Annotated in this window: 12 protein-coding genes; 7 read left to right on the forward strand and 5 right to left on the reverse strand. The window is 74.4% G+C overall.

Translation table 11 applies throughout. From position 1 onward, the window contains the following. The first annotated feature begins 25 nt into the window (after positions 1–25). The 3 genes from MMF93_RS14810 (at position 26) to MMF93_RS14825 (ending at position 5,558) form a co-directional block, all read left to right on the forward strand. Positions 26–622 (forward strand): Uma2 family endonuclease, encoded by a 597-nt coding sequence (locus MMF93_RS14810; RefSeq protein ID WP_242751745.1) that lies wholly within the window; start codon positions 26–28, stop codon positions 620–622. 2,404 nt (positions 623–3,026) lie between these two features. After that, a complete protein-coding gene (locus MMF93_RS14820) occupies positions 3,027–3,230 on the forward strand; it encodes a hypothetical protein (protein ID WP_242757893.1) in 204 nt (67 codons plus the stop codon). Between the two features lie 615 nt (positions 3,231–3,845). Then, on the forward strand, positions 3,846–5,558 hold the full coding sequence (locus MMF93_RS14825; RefSeq protein WP_242751746.1) for a DNA repair helicase XPB: 1,713 nt from the start codon (positions 3,846–3,848) through the stop codon (positions 5,556–5,558). A 95-nt stretch (positions 5,559–5,653) separates the two neighbouring features. Here MMF93_RS14825 and MMF93_RS14830 read toward each other — a convergent pair whose 3' ends face one another. Both MMF93_RS14830 and MMF93_RS14835 read right to left on the reverse strand, forming a co-directional pair. Beyond that, on the reverse strand, positions 5,654–6,988 hold the full coding sequence (locus MMF93_RS14830) for an AMP-binding protein (RefSeq protein ID WP_242751747.1): 1,335 nt from the start codon (positions 6,986–6,988) through the stop codon (positions 5,654–5,656). Next, positions 6,873–8,465 carry a glycosyltransferase 87 family protein gene (locus MMF93_RS14835; protein ID WP_423835604.1) on the reverse strand — a complete coding sequence of 531 codons (1,593 nt, stop codon included), beginning with the start codon at positions 8,463–8,465 and terminating at the stop codon, positions 6,873–6,875. Before MMF93_RS14835 ends, MMF93_RS14830 begins: the two co-directional genes overlap by 116 nt. An 848-nt stretch (positions 8,466–9,313) precedes the next feature. Between MMF93_RS14835 and MMF93_RS14840 the strand changes: the two genes are divergently transcribed. Both MMF93_RS14840 and MMF93_RS14845 read left to right on the forward strand, forming a co-directional pair. Beyond that, positions 9,314–11,521, forward strand: a complete 2,208-nt coding sequence (locus MMF93_RS14840; RefSeq protein ID WP_423835605.1) for a HelD family protein — start codon at positions 9,314–9,316, stop codon at positions 11,519–11,521. Positions 11,522–11,567: 46 nt separating this feature from the next. Next, entirely contained in the window at positions 11,568–12,668 is a 1,101-nt protein-coding gene (locus MMF93_RS14845) for a serine/threonine dehydratase (RefSeq protein WP_242751749.1), read from the forward strand. Between the two features lie 16 nt (positions 12,669–12,684). Here MMF93_RS14845 and MMF93_RS14850 read toward each other — a convergent pair whose 3' ends face one another. Both MMF93_RS14850 and MMF93_RS14855 read right to left on the reverse strand, forming a co-directional pair. Then, positions 12,685–12,840: a hypothetical protein gene (locus MMF93_RS14850; RefSeq protein WP_242751750.1), complete on the reverse strand. Its 156-nt coding sequence runs from the start codon at positions 12,838–12,840 to the stop codon at positions 12,685–12,687. Between the two features lie 16 nt (positions 12,841–12,856). Then, complete coding sequence (locus MMF93_RS14855; RefSeq protein ID WP_242751751.1) at positions 12,857–14,101, reverse strand: helix-turn-helix domain-containing protein; 1,245 nt, start codon at positions 14,099–14,101, stop codon at positions 12,857–12,859. A 211-nt stretch (positions 14,102–14,312) separates the two neighbouring features. On the opposite strand from MMF93_RS14855, the gene MMF93_RS14860 reads away from it, so the two are divergent. Then, the gene (locus MMF93_RS14860) at positions 14,313–15,053 is read left to right on the forward strand and encodes an FG-GAP-like repeat-containing protein (RefSeq protein ID WP_242751752.1); all 741 of its coding nucleotides are present in this window, start codon (positions 14,313–14,315) and stop codon (positions 15,051–15,053) included. A gap of 196 nt (positions 15,054–15,249) precedes the next feature. Here MMF93_RS14860 and MMF93_RS14865 read toward each other — a convergent pair whose 3' ends face one another. Then, positions 15,250–15,630: an ArsR/SmtB family transcription factor gene (locus tag MMF93_RS14865; protein WP_242751753.1), complete on the reverse strand. Its 381-nt coding sequence runs from the start codon at positions 15,628–15,630 to the stop codon at positions 15,250–15,252. 312 nt (positions 15,631–15,942) lie between these two features. On the opposite strand from MMF93_RS14865, the gene MMF93_RS14870 reads away from it, so the two are divergent. Then, positions 15,943–17,313 carry an MFS transporter gene (locus MMF93_RS14870; RefSeq protein WP_423835606.1) on the forward strand — a complete coding sequence of 457 codons (1,371 nt, stop codon included), beginning with the start codon at positions 15,943–15,945 and terminating at the stop codon, positions 17,311–17,313. Positions 17,314–17,413: the final 100 nt, after the last annotated feature.

Here is a 17,413-nt window from a genome sequence, read left to right on the forward strand (position 1 = left end):
AGACTCAACGTCCATGGGAGCAGTAATGGCCGCTGAAGCACCGGCTCGCGCCACCGACTGGGAGTTCATGTCCGAAGAGGGCTGGACGTTCGACCAGGCTCAGGAGCTGGACCTGCCCTTCGACTGGGAACTCGTGGACGGGATGATCGTGGTTCGTGGGCGGGCGATGCTGTGGCACAACCAAGTGCGGGACGAGCTCCGCGACGCTTTGAAGCAGGCTCGGACAATGCCGCTCAAGGTGGTCACGGAGTCCTGCGTAATGCTGGACAAGGAGAACGTGCGGCAACCCGACGTGATCGTCTACGACCCCACCGGCCTGAACCTCTTCGAGACCGAGTGCGTGCCCATCAGCAACGTCACACTCGCCATCGAGGTCGTCTCCCCCGGCTCCCGCAGCCAGGACCGCGTCCTCAAGCCCGCCCAGTACGCCGCCGCCAAGGTCCCCTACTACTGGCGCGTGGAACTGGAGCGTGACAACCAGCTCGCCGTGCACGAGTACTGGCTGAACGCCGACACCCGCTCCTACATCCCCCGCCCCGAACGCCCGGTACACCGCCGCGAACTGACCACGGACCTCCCCTTCCCCCTCAAGATCGACCTGGCCGAATTCCTCGGTTTCTGACGCCGTCCGGCGGGCGAGGACGGTGACCAGTGTTGCGGGGCCCAGCTCGGCTGTGGAGTAGGCGCGTTTCTCACTGAACGCCGCTGACGAGCAGCGACGTACGCGAAAGGGCTCGCTGCCGCCCCGTAGGTCTGGGCGGCAGCGAGCGGGAAGGGCTCAGCCCGCGGGCGGGCCAGGCGCGGGGGCGGGGGCCGGTGGGGGCTCGGGGGCGGGGGCCGGTGCGGGGTCGGGCTCCGGTTCCGGCGCGGGCTCCGGCTCCGGGGCCGGTTCCGGCTCCGGGGCTGGTTCCGGCGCGGGCTCGGGCTCCGGTGCGGGCTCCGGCTCCGGGGCCGGTTCCGGCGCGGGCTCGGGCTCCGGTGCGGGCTCCGGCTCCGGGGCCGGTTCCGGCGCGGGCTCGGGGGCAGGCGCGGGCTCCGGTGCGGGCTCCGGCTCCGGCGCGGGCTCGGGTTCCGGCGCGGGCTCCGGGGCCGGTTCCGGCTCCGGGGCTGGTTCCGGCTCCGGGGCTGGTTCCGGCGCGGGCTCGGGCTCCGGTGCGGGCTCCGGCTCCGGGGCCGGTTCCGGCGCGGGCTCGGGGGCAGGCGCAGGCTCCGGTGCGGGCTCGGGTTCGGGGGCAGGCGCGGGTTCGGGCTCAGGGGGCGTTTCCGCTGCCGGCAGGGGCTCAGGTGCCGGTTCGGGCGCGGGCACCGGCTCCGGGGCTGGTGCGGGTGCCGATTCCGGCGGGGGCGCGGGCGCAGGCGCGAGTTCCGGGACCGGTTCCGGTGCGGAAGCAGGCGCGGGCTCAGGGGCCGGGGCTGGTGCGGGCTCCGGGGCGGGTGCGGGGCCCGGGGCCGCTTCTGCCGCCGCCGAGGGCTCAGGTGCCGGAGCGGGCTCAGGTGCCGGAGCGGGCGCCGGAGCCGGAGCGGGCGCCGGGGCCGGAGCGGGTAGCGGTTCCGCAGTGGGTGCGGGCGCGGGGGGCGGTTCCGGCATGGGAGCGGGCTCGGGTCCAGGAGCCGGTGTGGGGGCCGGCGCACCTGCGATCGCCCCCGCGTCCGCGCCCGTACCTACACCCCAGTTCCCCGGCGGGGCCGCGCGCTCGGCGTCCGGAGCAGGGGCGGGGGCCGGAGCAGGGACGGGGTATGGCTGGATCCCGAGGCCGGGAGCGGGCAGAGGAGGAGCCGGTGGGTTTTCGAGGCCGGGTGCCGGGGCCGGGCCCGGGGCGGGAGCCGGAGCCGGCGCCGGCGCCGGTGGGGTTCCGGGGTCGGGTGCCGGGGCGGGCACAGGAGCCGGCGGGACTCCGGGGTCGGGGGCTGGGGCCGGGTCCGGGGCAGGGCTCGCGTGCCCCGGCACCACAGTCGGAGGGCGGCTGTTCGCCCACACACCCAGGCCTCCAGCGAGACCTCCGCCCCGAGTCAGCAGCTTGAGCCACGGCTTCTTGCCCGTGTACCAAAGGCCGAACTGGGTCCCGACGCCGGCGTTCGTGGTGAAGTCGTTGAGGGGTGTTCCGGCTTCGCCGAGATACAGGTGCGATACGTCCTTGGTCTTGTCGTCCGGTGGTTTGGCGACGCCCGCGGAGACCTCGCCTCGCGTGGGTTGGAACGCCGGGTTTTCGGGGTCCTTCGATGGATCCGGCTTCGCCCTGGGGCCCGGCTCCGCCGCCCCTTGCAGCAGCAGTTTCGCCTCGGGGGTATGGGAGCGCTCGTGCAGGTACAGGACGGTGTTCCACAGGCCGCCTGCCATACCAGCGGCCACGCCAGCCCGGGGGCCTCCCACCCCACCCAGACTGCCGGCGGTCCTTGCGCCGTCGACGAAGTGCCCGCCCAGCTCGTTCCAGCTCCATGCGGGGCCGCGGGGGGCGGGCTCGTTCGCGCGGTGGTTGACCTTCGGCCCCTCGGGCGGGGCTTCGCCCTTGGCGGGCTGTGCCGCGCCCGCAGGGACTTCCCGGTCCGCACCGGGCTCCGGCTTCGGTTTGGGTTCCGGCACCGAAACCGGCTCCGGCTCGCCCTCCGTTCCGGCGGGCGTAGCCGACTGCCGCGCCGTCGTCCGGCTCGTGTGCTGCTGCGCCTGCTGGTCCAGGGCCTGAGCCTGGGCCGGCTGCATGAACAGCGAGAACAGCCAGGCGCCGATCCCCAAAGTGCCTGCGGTGCGTACCAGTTGGCTGCCCCACAGAGATGTCGTGTGCCGGCCCGGCTGTCGCAGCGAGTCCATCGAGCGCACACCGTCCGGCAGCGCACCGCGCCCACCGACCGCGGCACCGGCACCGGCGCCCGCACCGGCGTCGGCCAGGCGCGAGCCGACGACGTCGATCAGTTCGCCGATCGTCGCCGCCGGGATCTCGATCACCCGACCGCGCGCTGGTGGGCGTCCGCGCCTGGGCCCCGGCGGTACCGCCACGTACGCGGCCCTGCCGAGACCGGTCAGTTCCCCGTTGTCGACACCGACGGCCAGTAACGTGGCGGCGGGCAGCTCCACACCGGTGCCCTGCCCGTCCCACCAGGTACGCAGCCGCCAGGCGGCCCCGGGCGCGGCGTACTCGTTCCCGTACATCGGCGCCAGCAGCACGGGCACGTCGCTGCCCGTCTCGGCCAGCCGCGACCGCATCCCCGCGGCGACGGAGTGGGCGAGCTGGTAGTCCTTGACCATCACCAGACAGGCCTGTGCCGCACCTTCCGCAGGCGGGCCGGAGCGCTCCGGCGCGTGCGGGGGTTCACCGGGGGAGCCGGAATCCGGAACTTTCCGCAGATACATCGGGGCGCCTCCTCAGGCTGGGGAGGTGCGCGCCATCCCGTCGCCACGGGTCATGGGCGCAGCACCGTCCTCGTGTCGTGGGGGCGCGGTGACGCCGGGGGACGTCGCCGGGACATGCCCCGGCCCGCCCGTGACCGTCGCGCCTCCGCGCTCGGCGACCTGCTCGCCGGCCGCATCACTGAGTCGAGGACAGCACCGCCGGAGTTGTTCAGCCGCCCCCTTGCGCCTCTGAACAAGGCCCGCCCGGACCCGGACAGGGCGGGCCGTCCCGGACAGGGCGGACCGTCCCGGGGTCGGGTGCGTGCGGTGCCCGTGACCGGAGTTCCGCAGGAGTTCGCACGCGGCACGCTCGACCGCGAGGGAGTACCCACCGTGCCGAGCGGCCGTGCCCCGTTGGGGTAAGCGGCGTGGGTCACACCCGCGCCCTCATCCGCGCCGGTGCGGCACACTGGAGGTTTGGTCCCTGTCGGGAACTCATCCGAACGTCGGAAGGTGACGCGTGAACGGCGGCCCCCTGATCGTCCAGTCGGACAAGACCCTCCTCCTCGAAGTCGATCACGAGCAGGCCGACGCCTGCCGGCGGGCCATCGCGCCGTTCGCGGAGCTGGAGCGGGCGCCTGAGCACATCCACACCTACCGGGTGACGCCGCTGGGCCTGTGGAACGCGCGGGCCGCCGGGCACGACGCGGAGCAGGTCGTGGACGCGCTGGTGGAGTACGCGCGGTATCCGGTGCCGCACGCGCTGCTCGTGGACATCGCCGAGACGATGGCCCGCTACGGGCGGCTCTCCCTCAACAAGCACCCCACGCACGGGCTGGTGCTGGTGACCAGCGACCGTCCCGTGCTGGAGGAGGTGCTGCGCTCGAAGAAGATCCAGCCGCTGGTGGGGGAGCGGGTCGATCCGGACACCGTGGTCGTGCACCCCTCCGAGCGCGGCCAGATCAAGCAGGTGCTGCTGAAGCTGGGCTGGCCGGCCGAGGACCTGGCCGGGTACGTGGACGGCGAGGCGCACCGGATCGACCTGGACGAGGGCGCGGGCCCCGAGGGCGGGGGCTGGTCGCTGCGGCCCTACCAGCAGCAGGCCGTCGAGGGGTTCTGGCACGGCGGCTCGGGTGTCGTCGTGCTGCCGTGCGGGGCGGGCAAGACGCTGGTCGGCGCCGGTGCGATGGCCAAGGCGCAGGCGACGACGCTGATCCTGGTCACCAACACCGTCTCGGCCCGCCAGTGGAAGTCCGAGCTGGTGCGCCGCACCTCGCTGACGGAGGAGGAGATCGGCGAGTACAGCGGGACGAGGAAGGAGATCCGCCCCGTCACCATCGCCACCTACCAGGTGATCACCACCAAGCGGAAGGGCGTCTACCCGCACCTGGAGCTGTTCGACTCCCGCGACTGGGGCCTGATCGTCTACGACGAGGTGCACCTGCTGCCCGCGCCGGTCTTCAAGTTCACCGCCGACCTCCAGGCTCGCCGCCGCCTCGGGCTGACCGCCACGCTGGTGCGGGAGGACGGGCGCGAGTCGGACGTGTTCTCCCTGATCGGCCCCAAGCGGTTCGACGCCCCGTGGAAGGAGATCGAGAACCAGGGCTACATCGCCCCCGCCGACTGCGTGGAGGTCCGTGTCTCGCTCACCGACTCCGAGCGGCTGGCGTACGCCACGGCCGAGCAGGAGGAGAAGTACCGCTTCTGCGCCACCACCGACAGCAAGCGGAAGGTCACCGAGGCGCTGGTGCGCCGCCACGCGGGCGAGCAGACGCTGGTGATCGGCCAGTACATCGACCAGCTCGACGAACTGGGCGAGCACCTGGACGCGCCCGTCATCAAGGGCGACACCAGCAACGCGCAGCGCGAGAAGCTGTTCGACGCCTTCCGCACCGGCGAGCTGACCTGCCTGGTCGTCTCCAAGGTCGCCAACTTCTCCGTCGACCTGCCCGAGGCCACCGTCGCCATCCAGGTCTCCGGCACGTTCGGCTCCCGCCAGGAGGAGGCCCAGCGGCTGGGCCGCGTGCTGCGCCCCAAGGCGGACGGGCACGAGGCGCGCTTCTACTCCGTCGTCGCGCGCGACACCATCGACCAGGACTTCGCAGCGCACCGCCAGCGCTTCCTGGCCGAGCAGGGCTACGCCTACCGGATCGTGGACTCCGTCGACCTGCTGAGCGAGTCGCCGCGGCAGCAGGGCGGCAGCCCCAGGAACCCCGACCCCGACGAGGTCTGATCCTCAACTCCATCGGGGGCCCGCCGGCCGCGGCCGCCCCGCACCGCCCGGGCCCGGGCGGGCACCGGCCGCCCCGTGCCGCCCGTCCCGGAGGGCTACCGTCCCTCCGGTGACGCCTCTTTCGGGGGTTGCATGGCGACCCGGCCGTCCGGGCTGATCGTCGCCGTCTCCCCGGTGCGCAGCCAGCCCTCGTGCAGCGGCGCCGGACGCCCGGTGTCCTCGACGTACGAAGCGGTGATCCACGGGCCGCGCAGCAGCAGCTCGCCCTGGGACTCGCCGTCCCAGGGCAGCGGCGCCTGGTCGGGGCCCAGGACGCCGTACTCGACGGAGGCGGGAAAGCGGTAGCGGCCCGCCTCGTCGGCCCCGCCGCCCTCGGTCCGCGCCACGCACGCCGGGGACAGCGTCTCGGGCGCGCCCCAGGCCGCCGCGGTGCTGATGCCGTGCCGCCAGCCCAGCTCCTGGGCCAGCAGCGGCCCGCCTGGGTCCTCTCCCGGACCGCCCACGACCACGGCCTCCCGCAGCGAGGACAGGTCGCGGGGGCGCGTCGCGAGCTCCTCCAGCAGACCGTCCCAGGTGGCGGGGTCGGCGACGGCCAGCGTGGGCCGCTCCCGCTCGGACATCTCCGCCAGCGGCGCCGGCTGGTCGTAGAGGCCGGGCAGCAGCAGTGAGGCGCCGCCCGCGAAGGCCGCGTAGGGCAGGCCCCAGGCGAGCATGCGCGACATCGGCACGACGGGCAGGACGAGGTCGCTCACCCCGATGCCGTACGCCTGCGGGGTCTGCGCCTGGAGGGCGTGCAGGTAGAGCGCGCGGTGGCTGTAGGCGACGCCGCGGGGGGCGGCATCCGCCGAGGTGGTGTGGCACAGGACCGCGGCGTCGCGTTCGTCGATCTCGGGCCAGTCGTAGCGCTTGCGGCGGTCGTCGATCAGCAGCTCGTAGTCGTGGACCTCGGCGCTGTAGGCGGTGCCGGGGACGACGGCGGCGCTCTCGCTGCCGCCCGCGACGATCACGTGCCGCAGGTGCGTGAGGCGGGGCAGCACGGAGGCGAGCGGGGCGAGCCCCGCCGGATCGGTGAGCAGCACCCGCGCCCCGCCGAGCCGGGCCGCCGCCACCAGCTGGTCGGCCGGCAGCCACGGGTCGAGAGTGTGGAGGACCGCGCCCATGGAGGGCACCGCGAGGTAGGCCTCCATGTGGTCGGCCGTGTTGGCCATGAGGGTGGCCACCGGGTCGCCGGGCTCGACGCCGAACTCGTCGTGCAGCGCCCCGGCCAGCTGTATGGCGCGGACGCCCGCCTCCAGGAACGTACGGCGGTCCGGTTCAGCTCCGCCCGCCGTCCCCGCCCACGTGGTGATCCGGGACGTCCCGTGCGCGAGCGCCCCGTGCACCAGGAGCCGGGTCACGGTCAGCGGAATGTCCTGCATCGTGCTTCGCACACCGGCCTCCTCGGGCCTCTTCGCACTCTGGTCGTCGGCCGCCCTTCCGCCCGTCGGCGGCGGGAGGGGCCGTCCGGTCGTCCCTCGCGTGCCCGTCCCCGTCGATTCTTGCCGGGGGAACGCGCGGTGTCAGCGCCGCCGGGCGGTGCTCCGCCGACACGTACCCGGCCGCCACGCCCAGCAGCGCCAGCGCCAGCAGCGGGTACGGCGAGGCGAGCGGCTGCTGCCACCAGTCGAGCCGCAGGTCCAGGTCGCCTTCCCTGGGGACGAGCCACAGGGTGCGGGCCGTGAAGACGACGGCCACGCACCCGAGGGCCACCCGCGGCCACGGGACGCCGAGCCCGGAGGAGCCACCGGGCTCGGCGGAGCCGACCCGTTCGGCAGAACCGACCCGCTCGGCTGGGCCGACCCGTTCGGCTGGGCGGCCCCGCTCGGCGAGGGGGGCGGCGCCGCTTCCCGTGGTGGCCAGCGCCGCCAGCAGCGGCACGCACCACACCCAGTGGTGGGACCAGCTGATGGGCGAGACGAGCAGCGCGACCAGCGCGGTCACCACGATCCCCCACAACTCCCCCCGCTCCCCGGCCGCACCGGGTCGGCTGGACCCCGGCGGCCTACCGGGCTCCGGCGGCTCACCGCCGGCTCCCGTTCCGCGCCGCACGGTCACCCGTCGCGCCAGCCACATGCCTGCGACGGCCAGCACCAGCGTGGGCGCCAGCCACAGCCCTCCCGGCTCGGTTTCGTGCAGCAGGCGGGCGGCCAGCCCCTGGAGGGACTGGTTGTCGACGATCCACGCCTTCCCGACCCGCGCCGTCTCGAACATCCTGCGCGTCCAGAACTCCACGCTCGCGCCCGGCAGCGCGCACGCTCCCACGCCGACGCTCGCCGCGAATCCGGCGGCGGCCCAGCACGCCGCCCTGCGCCGGCCGGTCAGCAGCAGGTGGACGGCGAAGAGCGCGGGCGTCAGTTTGACGCCCGCGGCGAGGCCGAGGGCGAAGCCCTTGGCGCGTGCCCCGTCGGGCCGCCCCAAGTCCCACAGCACGACGCAGGCCAGCAGCAGGTTGATCTGCCCGAAGGCCACCGTCTGGAAGACGGGTTCGAGCCACAGCGCTGCCGCGGTGAAGCAGACGACGGCGGGCAGGGGCGCGGCCACCGGCGCCGCCCCGACCGCGGTCCCGGCCGCCGTCCCGGCCGCGGTCCCGGACGAGCCCGAGACCCCGTCCGGACGGGCGGCCCGGCACCCGTCCGGACAGGCGGCGCGGAGCGAGAGGGTGATCAGCCAGGCGAGCAGTGCCACGTTGCCCGCCACGAACGCGCCCTTCGCGACGGACAGCGGGACGAGCGCCACCGGGACGAACAGCAGTGCGGCGAAGGGCGGGTAGGTCGCGGGCAGATCCCACTCGGTGACGGTGAAGCCGTACAGGTCGGTGCCGTGCCAGACGGCGGCGCCCTCCGCCCGGTAGACGCGGATGTCGTCCATGGGCAGGCCCTGGACCGCGGCGAGCGCGGCGAACACGCCGAGCGAGGCGGCCAGCAGGAGGAGCGCGGTGGTCAGGGACGGGTACGGCAGTCGCGGGGGACGGGAGCGGGAACGGGGACGGGGACGGGGTCTCACGGCGCCGCTGCCAGTCACCCGTGCCGACTCCTCGTCACTCGTGCGTGCTCGTGCCCGGCAGCCGGCCCGTGGGGCCCACCCGGATCACCGTCTGGCACGGATCACCCGTCCCGCACGGATCACCCGTCCCGCACGGAAGACCCGTTCCACGCGGTCACCCGTCCGCACGGAACACCGCCCGCACAGAACACCGTCCGTGCGGCGTGGGGCGTGCGGCGACGGGATCCGGTGCCGTCGGTTGCCGCCGGGCCGACCCTAATCGAGTCCCCGGCGGGAGACGGAAGCGGCACCGTACGGGCAACGCCCGCGCGCCCTCCCCCGCGCCCTCTCCACGCCGTCTCCGCCCCGCACCCCCCGGGGCGAAAAGCGTTCGCCGTACCCGTTCGGCGTGGCTACAATCGCGCACTTGCCCCCCTCGCGCCGGTTCTCGGCTCTGAGGCGCCCGCCGCACGGAAACCGGCCGGGCTCGACCACAGACCTGTACGTCCGCACGCTGTGACGCCGTACGGCCGCGCGCCCGCACACCGGTAAGCCGCTCCGCTGCGGCCGCGGCCTGTCCGCACGCGTGCCCGTGTCCGCCCGGAGGCAACCCGGTGACCGTCCCGCCCGTTCCCGAACCGTTCCACGTTGAACCCGGCGCACCCGGTGCCGAGGGTGATCCCCTCGCCCGCGAACGTGCCCACCTGTCCGACTCCCGGGCCGCCCTGCGCGCCATGCGGACGGACGCGGAGGCGCTCGACATCCGGGACGTGGCCGCGAACTGGGTCAACGCCGAGGTGCTCGCCTCCGGTATCGAGGCCCGCATCGCCTCCCTCGCCGACCTGGCCCACGCACCGCTGTTCTTCGGCCGCCTCGACTACCGCACAGCGGAGCCGTCGGGCACAGCGGAGCCGTCAGGCACAGCGGAGCCGACGGACACAGCGGAGCCGTCCGAGCCGTCGGACACCTCGGGGCACTCGTTCTACATCGGCCGTCGGCACGTCCACGACGCCGACGGAGACCCCATGGTCGTCGACTGGCGCGCCCCCGTCTCGCAGCCGTTCTACCGCGCTTCCAAGAAGGCCCCGCACGGCGTGGCGCTGCGCCGCCGGTTCGGCTACACGGGCGGCGAGCTGACCGCCTACGAGGACGAGCACCTGAGCGATCAGGGCGAGGCGGAACGCCCCAGCGCGCTCCTCCAGGCGGAGATCGAACGGCCCCGCGTCGGGCCGATGCGCGACATCGTCGCCACGATCCAGCCGGAGCAGGACGAGATCGTGCGCGCAGGGCTGGAGGGCACCGTCTGCGTCCAGGGGGCGCCGGGAACGGGCAAGACGGCTGTCGGTCTGCACCGTGTGGCCTACCTGCTGTACGCGCACCGCGAGCGGCTGACCCGTACGGGCACGCTCGTCATCGGCCCCAACGACTCCTTCCTGAGGTACATCGAACAGGTGCTGCCCGCGCTGGGCGAGGTCCAGGCGCGGCAAACGACCGTCGAGGACCTGGTGGCACGCCCCGCCACGCCGGTGCGCGGCGTGGACAGTGCCGAGGCGGCCCGCCTCAAGGGCGACGCGCGCATGGCCGAGGTGCTGCGCCGGGCCGTGCGGTGCGGGGTACGTCCGCTGCCGGGCGAGCCGTGCGTGGTGGTGCGCGGCTCGCGGAGGTGGCGGGTGCCGGCCCACGAGATCGCGGAGGTGGTGCGCGAACTGCTGGCCAGGGACATGCGGTACGGCGCGGCGCGCGACGCGCTGCCGCAGCGGATCGCGCACGCGGTGCTGCTGCGCATGGAGCAGGCCGGGGAGGCACCCGACGACCGGGTCCAGGACGCGGTGGCGCGGAACGCGGCGGTCAAGGCGGTCGTCAAGGAGGTGTGGCCCGCCGTCGACCCGGCGAAGCTGGTGCTGCGGCTGCTGTCGGACCCGGACTTCCTCGCGGAGCAGGCCGAGGGCGTGCTGAGCGAGGACGAACAGCGCGCCATCCTGTGGAAGAAGCCGGCGCGGGGCGTCAAGAGCGCCATGTGGTCCGCGGCGGACGTCGTCCTGGTCGACGAGGCCGCCGACCTGGTGCAGCGCACCCCGTCCCTCGGCCACGTCGTGCTGGACGAGGCCCAGGACCTCTCCGCGATGCAGTACCGGGCGGTGGGGCGGCGCTGTTCGACCGGTTCGGCGACCGTCCTGGGGGACCTGGCGCAGGGCACCACCCCGTGGGCGACCGAGAGCTGGGAGACCGCGCTGGAGCACCTGGGCAAGCCCGGTGCCGTCGTTCAGGAGCTGACCGAGGGCTTCCGGGTGCCGCGGGACGTCATCGCCTACGCCTCGCGCCTGCTGCCCTCGATCGCCCCCGCGCTGACGCCCGCCACCTCCGTGCGGGAGTCCCCTGGCGACTTCTCGGTGCGTCGCGCGCCCGCGGCGGGCGACGGCGGGGACGCGCTCGCCCCGATGGTGGTGGACGCCTGCCGGGCCGCGCTGGAGCGCGAGGGTTCGGTCGGGCTGATCGCGGCCGCGTCGCGGCTGCCCGCCGTGACCGGCGCCCTGAAGACCGCCGGGCTCGACTTCCTGGCCCCCGGTCAGGAGACCAGCGCCGACGCCCGGCTGACCCTCGTTCCGGCGACGCTGGCCAAGGGCCTGGAGTACGACTACGTCGTGCTGGACGAGCCGGCCGCGATCGTCGCGGACGAGCCCGACGTGCGTACCGGGCTGCGGCGGCTGTACGTGTCACTGACCCGGGCGGTCTCCGGGCTCGCCGTCGTGCACGCCGAACCGCTGCCCGCGGCCCTCGCGGCGGGACCGGTCGAGGGCGAGGCGCCCGCGAGAGCGGCGACCGGAACAGGGGAGTCCGCGGGTGCGGTGTCCGCGGACGCGGCCTCCACTCCCGCTCCGTCCGGGGCTGACGCGTCCACAGCCGTCCACAGCGTTGACGGGGCAGTCGGCGTGAGGCCGTAACGTAGACGTTTGTCCGCTCACGTCCGAGCACGCCAGGAGTCGCGCCGTGCACCACCTTTCCTACGGGGATGTCAAAACCGCCGCTGATCGGGTTGCCGACCGCGTGCGCCCAGTCGCGGTCGCGCGTGCGGACGCGGGCTCCCCGGGCGCCGGGCCCGACACGGGCGGCGCCGAGCTGTACTTCGCGCTGGAGTTCATGCAGCACACCGGCAGCTTCAAGGCGCGCGGCGCGCTCAACTTCCTGCTGGCGCACCGCGAGCAGGGCGAGCTGCCCGACGCGGGCGTCACCCTGGCCTCCGGCGGCAACGCGGGGCTCGCCTGCGCCTGGGCGGCACGCGGCCTGGGCGTGCCCGCCACCGTCTTCCTTCCGGAGACCGCGCCGCGAGCGAAGGTCGAACGCCTGCGCGCGTACGGCGCCGACGTCCGCCTCGCGGGCGCCGAGTACGCGGAAGCGGCCGCGGCGTGCGAGGCGTTCGCCGCCGACACCGGCGCGCTGCCCTCCCACGCCTACGACCATCCGCTGATCGCGGCGGGCGCGGGCACGATGGTCGAGGAGATCCGCGCCCAGGTCCCGCTGATCGACACGGTGGTGGTCGCCGTGGGCGGCGGCGGCCTGTTCGCCGGGGTCGCCGCCGCGGCCCAGCACCACGGAATCAGGGTCGTGGCCGTCGAGCCGGAGCGCTGCCGCGCCCTGAACGCCGCACTGGAGGCGGGCCGCGTCGTCGACGTGGAGGTCGACTCCGTCGCCGCCGACTCCCTCGGCGCCCGCCGCGCCACCCCCATGGCGCTGGCCGCCGCGGGCCACCGCTACGTGCGGTCCGTCCTCGTCGGTGACGACGCGGTCGTCGCCGCGCGCCACGGGCTGTGGGAGCACTACAGGCTCGCGGTGGAGAACGCCGCGGGCACCGCCGTCGCGGGGGTCGCCGGCGTCGCGGGATGCGGCAACGCGCACGCGCCGTACGTGCCCGCGGCCGGGGAGCGGGTCGCCGTCGTGCTGTGCGGGTCCAACGCGGACCCGGCCGAACTGACCCGGGACGCCGGGCCGTCCCGGGAGACCGAGCTGCCCCGCGACGGCGAGCCCTCGCAGGAAGCGGAGCCGTCACCCGACGCCGAACCCTCGCGTGACGGGGCCGACTCCCAGCGCTGAGCCCGCCACTCGCCCCTCAGCCCGCCCGCCGCACCCGGCTCTCCGCGACGCGGAGCACCTCTGTGAGGGCCTGGGCCGCGGCCTCCAGAGCCAGCCGCAACGCGAGGGACCCGGCGGCGGGCTCGTCCAACGTGCCGCGGGCCTCCTCCAAAGCGGCCACAGGAACGGACACAGTTTGTGTCCGCTCGTCACGACGACATGACGCCGATCCTGGTGGCCAGCCGGGCGGCGCGTCGGCGGCGTTCGGGGCTCCTGTGAGCCGACTCCTCCAGGAGGATGCGGCGGGCGTGGCCGTTGTAGCGGATCGTCTCCGGCGCGGTCTCGTAGGCCTGTGCCAAGGCGGTGACGGACTCCTCCGGGCGGCCGTCGAGCTGATAGGCGCGGGCACGTTCGATGTGGTGCCGGGCCCGGCGCGGCCGGGACGGCAACGCGGCGGTGTCGGCGGCCGCCGCCTGGCGGGAGCCTTCCGCGCCCGCGTGCAGCTCGACGGCGACGGTCACCGCGTGGGCGCCCATGACGGCGCGGGAGAACGACGTCACCGGGTGGAAGTATCCGGTCGGCAACCGCTGCGCGGTGGCGCGTGCGGCGTCCCAGTGGCGCCAGGCGCTGCCCGTCTCACCGCGCCGGGCCGCCGTGTACCCGGCCTCGAAGCGCAGGGCGCCCGCGATGGCGCGCACATCGGCATCGGCGTCGGGCAGCAACGGCTCCAGATGGCGGAGGGTGGCCTCGGTGACGGCGTCGGCGGCGTCGAAGTGCGAGTGCCCGCTGTCCCGGTGGGCCTGGGCTGCGAGCCAGGCGGCGACGCCGATGGCGTGCGGATCCTCCGACTCCTGCGCCGCCACCAGACCGCGTTCGACGGTCCGCCACAGCAGGGCGGAGTCGGGCTGGTACGCCAGGAAGAACTGGCTGAGGGCGTACGTCTCGGCCAGCACGGCGTGGGCCTCCCGGCGCCGTGGCGCCGTGAGGGCCTGATGCACGGCCAGTTGGGCGTCCTCGACGAGCGCCGGCAGCAGCGCGCCCAGCACATCGCGGTGGTGGGCCGCCGCATGCCGCGCGGCCCACGCCTCGGTGAGCCGGGCTCGCACCTGCGTGACCGCCGGCGCCTCACGGCTGCGGGCGTCGAAGGGGAACGCGTCGATCGCTGCGCGCACCTGCGGCAGCCGACGGTGTCCAGGACCGGTGAACAGGGCCACCGGCATGGTGTGTTCGCCCGTCAGCTCCGCCAGGTCGCCCACCCGGAGCACTTCAGCGAGCCGCAGCACCATGGGCAGCTTCGGCATCTGCAAACGTCCGCCCTCGATCTGCTTCACCCAGCTCGCGGACCGGCCCACCAGTCCTGCCAGCACCTCGCGGCTCATCCCCCGGCGCACTCGCAGCACCCGGACGCGCTGTCCGAACGCCACGGTCTCCGCGCTGTCCCCACCCTGGTCCATCGCGCCACCTCTTCCGGCCGGCTTCTCCGCTCAGCATAGAGAGCGGCGCGCGCCACACACCCCTGTGAAGGGCAACTGGCCGCGCCCTGCGGCGAGTAGGGGCGGCCCCGCACGCGAATGTCACCGTCTCGTCACACGGCGAACCGGCCGTGAACTCGCGCACGCCGTCCGGCATCACATCTTGCGGTAACGACAGATTGGGAGCTGGAAAATGCGTCGTACACGCTCACGTTGGATCGCTCTGCCGCTGGCGGCCGCCGCCCTGACGCTGGCCGGGGCCGGTTACGCCAGCGCCGTCAACCCCGTGGCCCAGGGCGCTGGGGAGGATTCCGCCCGCACCACGGCTTCGGCCGCGTGCCTGGCCGACTCGACCACGCTGGTGGGCGACCTGGACGGCGACGGCCGCGCGGACCGGATCACCAACCCGGGCCACACCGGCACCGAGATGACCGTCGAGTGGGGCAACAAGGACGGCTCGTTCGGTGAGAAACACACCGTGCGGGACCTGGTCGGTGCGGGGCGGGCGGAGGACGCGGCCGCCGCAATCGCCGACTTCGACAACGACGGCAAGCTCGACATGGTGCTCAACATCGTCGAGCCCTCCGGCGGTGACGACCCGTCCACGGCCGCCCTCGCCGAGTACCGCCCGGGTCCGCTCAACCGCATCGACCTCACCTCGCCCGACGCCGTGCACTCCGACATCGGCGACCACGGCGAGGTCCGGGAGCTGAGCGTCGCGCGCTACAACGACGACGACACCCCCGACCTCGCGGTGCTCAACAACATCGGTGACGGCATGATGGACCGCGAGGCGCGCCTCTCGCAGCCGGGCGGCGGTCTCGGCGACTACGACGGCGTGGCCAACGGGAAGTACGGCGAGTCCGGCACCTGGGCCGAGCCGCCGGCCATGCCCGCCGACGGCTGGTCGCAGTTCTTCCCGTCCTGCGCGTAGTCACGACGTCATCGACGTCATCGACGTCGCAGACTTCACCGGCTCCACCGAGTCACCGGCACCGAACGGGTCACCGGCTCCACTGAGATAGCGGATTCACCGGGCTCGTGGCGGGCCTTCCGGGGCGGCACCCTCGCGACAGCGGGGTGCCGCCCCTTGGCGTGTCCCCCTGCCCCGCCGGGGCGAAGGCACCGGCTCACTCCGCCGGGGTCCAGTCCGCGACCAGGGCGAGGAGGCCGGGGAAGCGGGCTTCCAGGTCCTCGACGCGGACGCGGTTGCGGCGGGACGGCCCGTACTGGCGCTGCCGGATGAGGCCCGCCTCGCGGAGGGTGCGGAAGTGGTGGGTCAGCGAGGACTTGGGGCGGTCCAGCCCGAACCAGGTGCAGGTGTGGTCGTGGTCGACGGACTCCAGCAGAAGCTTGCGGACAATGCCGAGGCGGAGCGGGTCGCTGAGCGCGGCCATCACGGCTTCCAGCCGGATCTCGCCGCGCGAGGGTTCGGGCAGGGGCTCGGGGAGTTCGGCCTCGGGCGGGGCCGGTGGGAGGGGGAAGTCCCTGGCGCGGGCCTGGGCGCTCACGGGGGCCTCCTTCGGTGGCGGAGCGAGTGGCGGGACGGGCCGGGGGGCGGGAGCCACGACCTCTCCCCTTGTACGAGTTGCATCGTACTACTCACCACTGGTACGACTTCTCTCGTACTACTTGTACGAGTCTTCTCGTACCCCTGTCGTGCCCCGTCGCCCCTCGCGCTCTGCTCCGTTCCGCCCTGCTCTGCTCTGCCCCTCCTCTGCCCTGCTCTGCCGTGTCTCGCCTCGCGCTGCCCTGGAGCCCTCGTGTCCCCTTCCGCCCCGGCCTCCCTGTCGGCCGCCCCGGCCAGCCCCTCCCGACACTGGATGTGGCTGGCCGCCTGGCCCGTCGTCGCCGTCCTCGCGCTGTCCAACGAGCCCGCACCGCTGTACGTCCTGTGGCAGGACGACATCGGCTTCTCCTCCGCCACGGTGACGGCGGTCTACGCCTTCTACATCGCGGGCCTGCTCGCCACCGTCACGGTCGCGGGCACCCTCTCCGACCGCTTCGGACGCAAACCGGTACTGCTGCCGGGTCTGGCGCTGGCCCTGCTCGCGTCCGTACTGTTCGCCGTCGCGCATTCCGTACCGGCGCTCGCCGTCGCACGACTGTTGAGCGGCGTGGCGGTCGGGGCGTTCCTGTCCGCAGGCATGGCGGCCGTCTCCGACCTGTCCGACAGTACCCAGAAGCGAACCGCGGGACTGGTGGCCTCCTCCGCCATGGTGGGCGGGGCCGCGGTGGGGCCCCTCCTCGCCGGGCTGCTCTCCGAACTGGTACCCGGGCCGTCCGTGACCGTCTTCCTGGTACAGATCGCCCTGCTGGCGCTCGCGCTGCCGGTGGTGCTCCGGATGCCGCTGCCCCACCGTGCCACCGCTCCGGCCACCGCTCCGGCCACCGACGGGACGGTGACGGGCCGCCGCCTGATACGCATCCCCTCCGCGCCCCGCGCCAACCGACGCCAACTCCTGCTGTGCCTCGCCGTGTTCGCACCCGCGATCGCCGCGACCGGCTTCGTACTGTCGCTCGGCCCCACGCTGCTGGCCGACCTGCTGCACACCAGCAGCCGGATACTCTCCGGGTCGACCATCTTTATCCTGTTCGCAGCCGCGACGGGCGTGCAGTTCGCCGCGCGCCGCCTGCGCACGCGCACGGACCTGCTGTCGGGCGCGGCGCTGACGGTCTCGTCCATGGTGGCGCTCGCCCTCGCCGTCGCCACGACCTCGGTGACCGCCCTCGTCGCCTCCGCCGTGCTCGCGGGGCTCGGCCAGGGCCTGACCCAGCTCGGCGCCCTGACGATGCTCAGCGCGAACGTTCCCGCCCGTCGGCTCGCCGAGGCCAACGCAGCGCTCACCGCCGGTGGGTACGTGCTGGCGGGCGCCCTCCCCCTCGCCGCGGGCGCCCTCAGCGACGCCACGTCCCTCACGACCGGCACCGCCGTCTTCAGCGCCACCGTCGCCGCGCTGTCCCTGGCGGGCGCGGTGACGGTACGGGCGGGCATCGAAGACAAGGCCGTCGGGCCGTCCCCCTCCCGAGCCGGCACAGCCCCAGTCACCTCGCGAGCCCGCACAGCTCTGGCAGTCGCAGCGGCGGCCACCGCCCGGCCACCGCAGGACCGTCGGCCGCCCGCTCCTTCGGCCTCTGCGAGGCCTGACACCCCGGCGGCGGGACGACGTGCGGCGGCGCGGTCCACCGAGTAGGGGCCGCTTCCGGGTCACTTGCCCGGCCGGGCGCTGCCCGGCCTCATCCGCCGGGCCGGCGGGTGAGGCCGGGGCCCCAGGCCCCGCGCCCCGGAGGCTT

Source organism: Streptomyces tubbatahanensis, assembly GCF_022699385.1.
Taxonomy (GTDB): domain Bacteria; phylum Actinomycetota; class Actinomycetes; order Streptomycetales; family Streptomycetaceae; genus Streptomyces; species Streptomyces diacarni.

What these genes read in the sequence shown, in the direction of transcription:
- MMF93_RS14835 (WP_423835604.1), bottom strand. Translation starts at nt 8,465, where the DNA reads ATGGACGACATCCGCGTCTACCGGGCGGAGGGCGCCGCCGTCTGGCAC.
- MMF93_RS14810 (WP_242751745.1), top strand. Translation starts at nt 26, where the DNA reads ATGGCCGCTGAAGCACCGGCTCGCGCCACCGACTGGGAGTTCATGTCC.
- MMF93_RS14855 (WP_242751751.1), bottom strand. Translation starts at nt 14,101, where the DNA reads ATGGACCAGGGTGGGGACAGCGCGGAGACCGTGGCGTTCGGACAGCGC.
- MMF93_RS14870 (WP_423835606.1), top strand. Translation starts at nt 15,943, where the DNA reads ATGTGGCTGGCCGCCTGGCCCGTCGTCGCCGTCCTCGCGCTGTCCAAC.
- MMF93_RS14860 (WP_242751752.1), top strand. Translation starts at nt 14,313, where the DNA reads ATGCGTCGTACACGCTCACGTTGGATCGCTCTGCCGCTGGCGGCCGCC.
- MMF93_RS14840 (WP_423835605.1), top strand. Translation starts at nt 9,314, where the DNA reads ATGCGGACGGACGCGGAGGCGCTCGACATCCGGGACGTGGCCGCGAAC.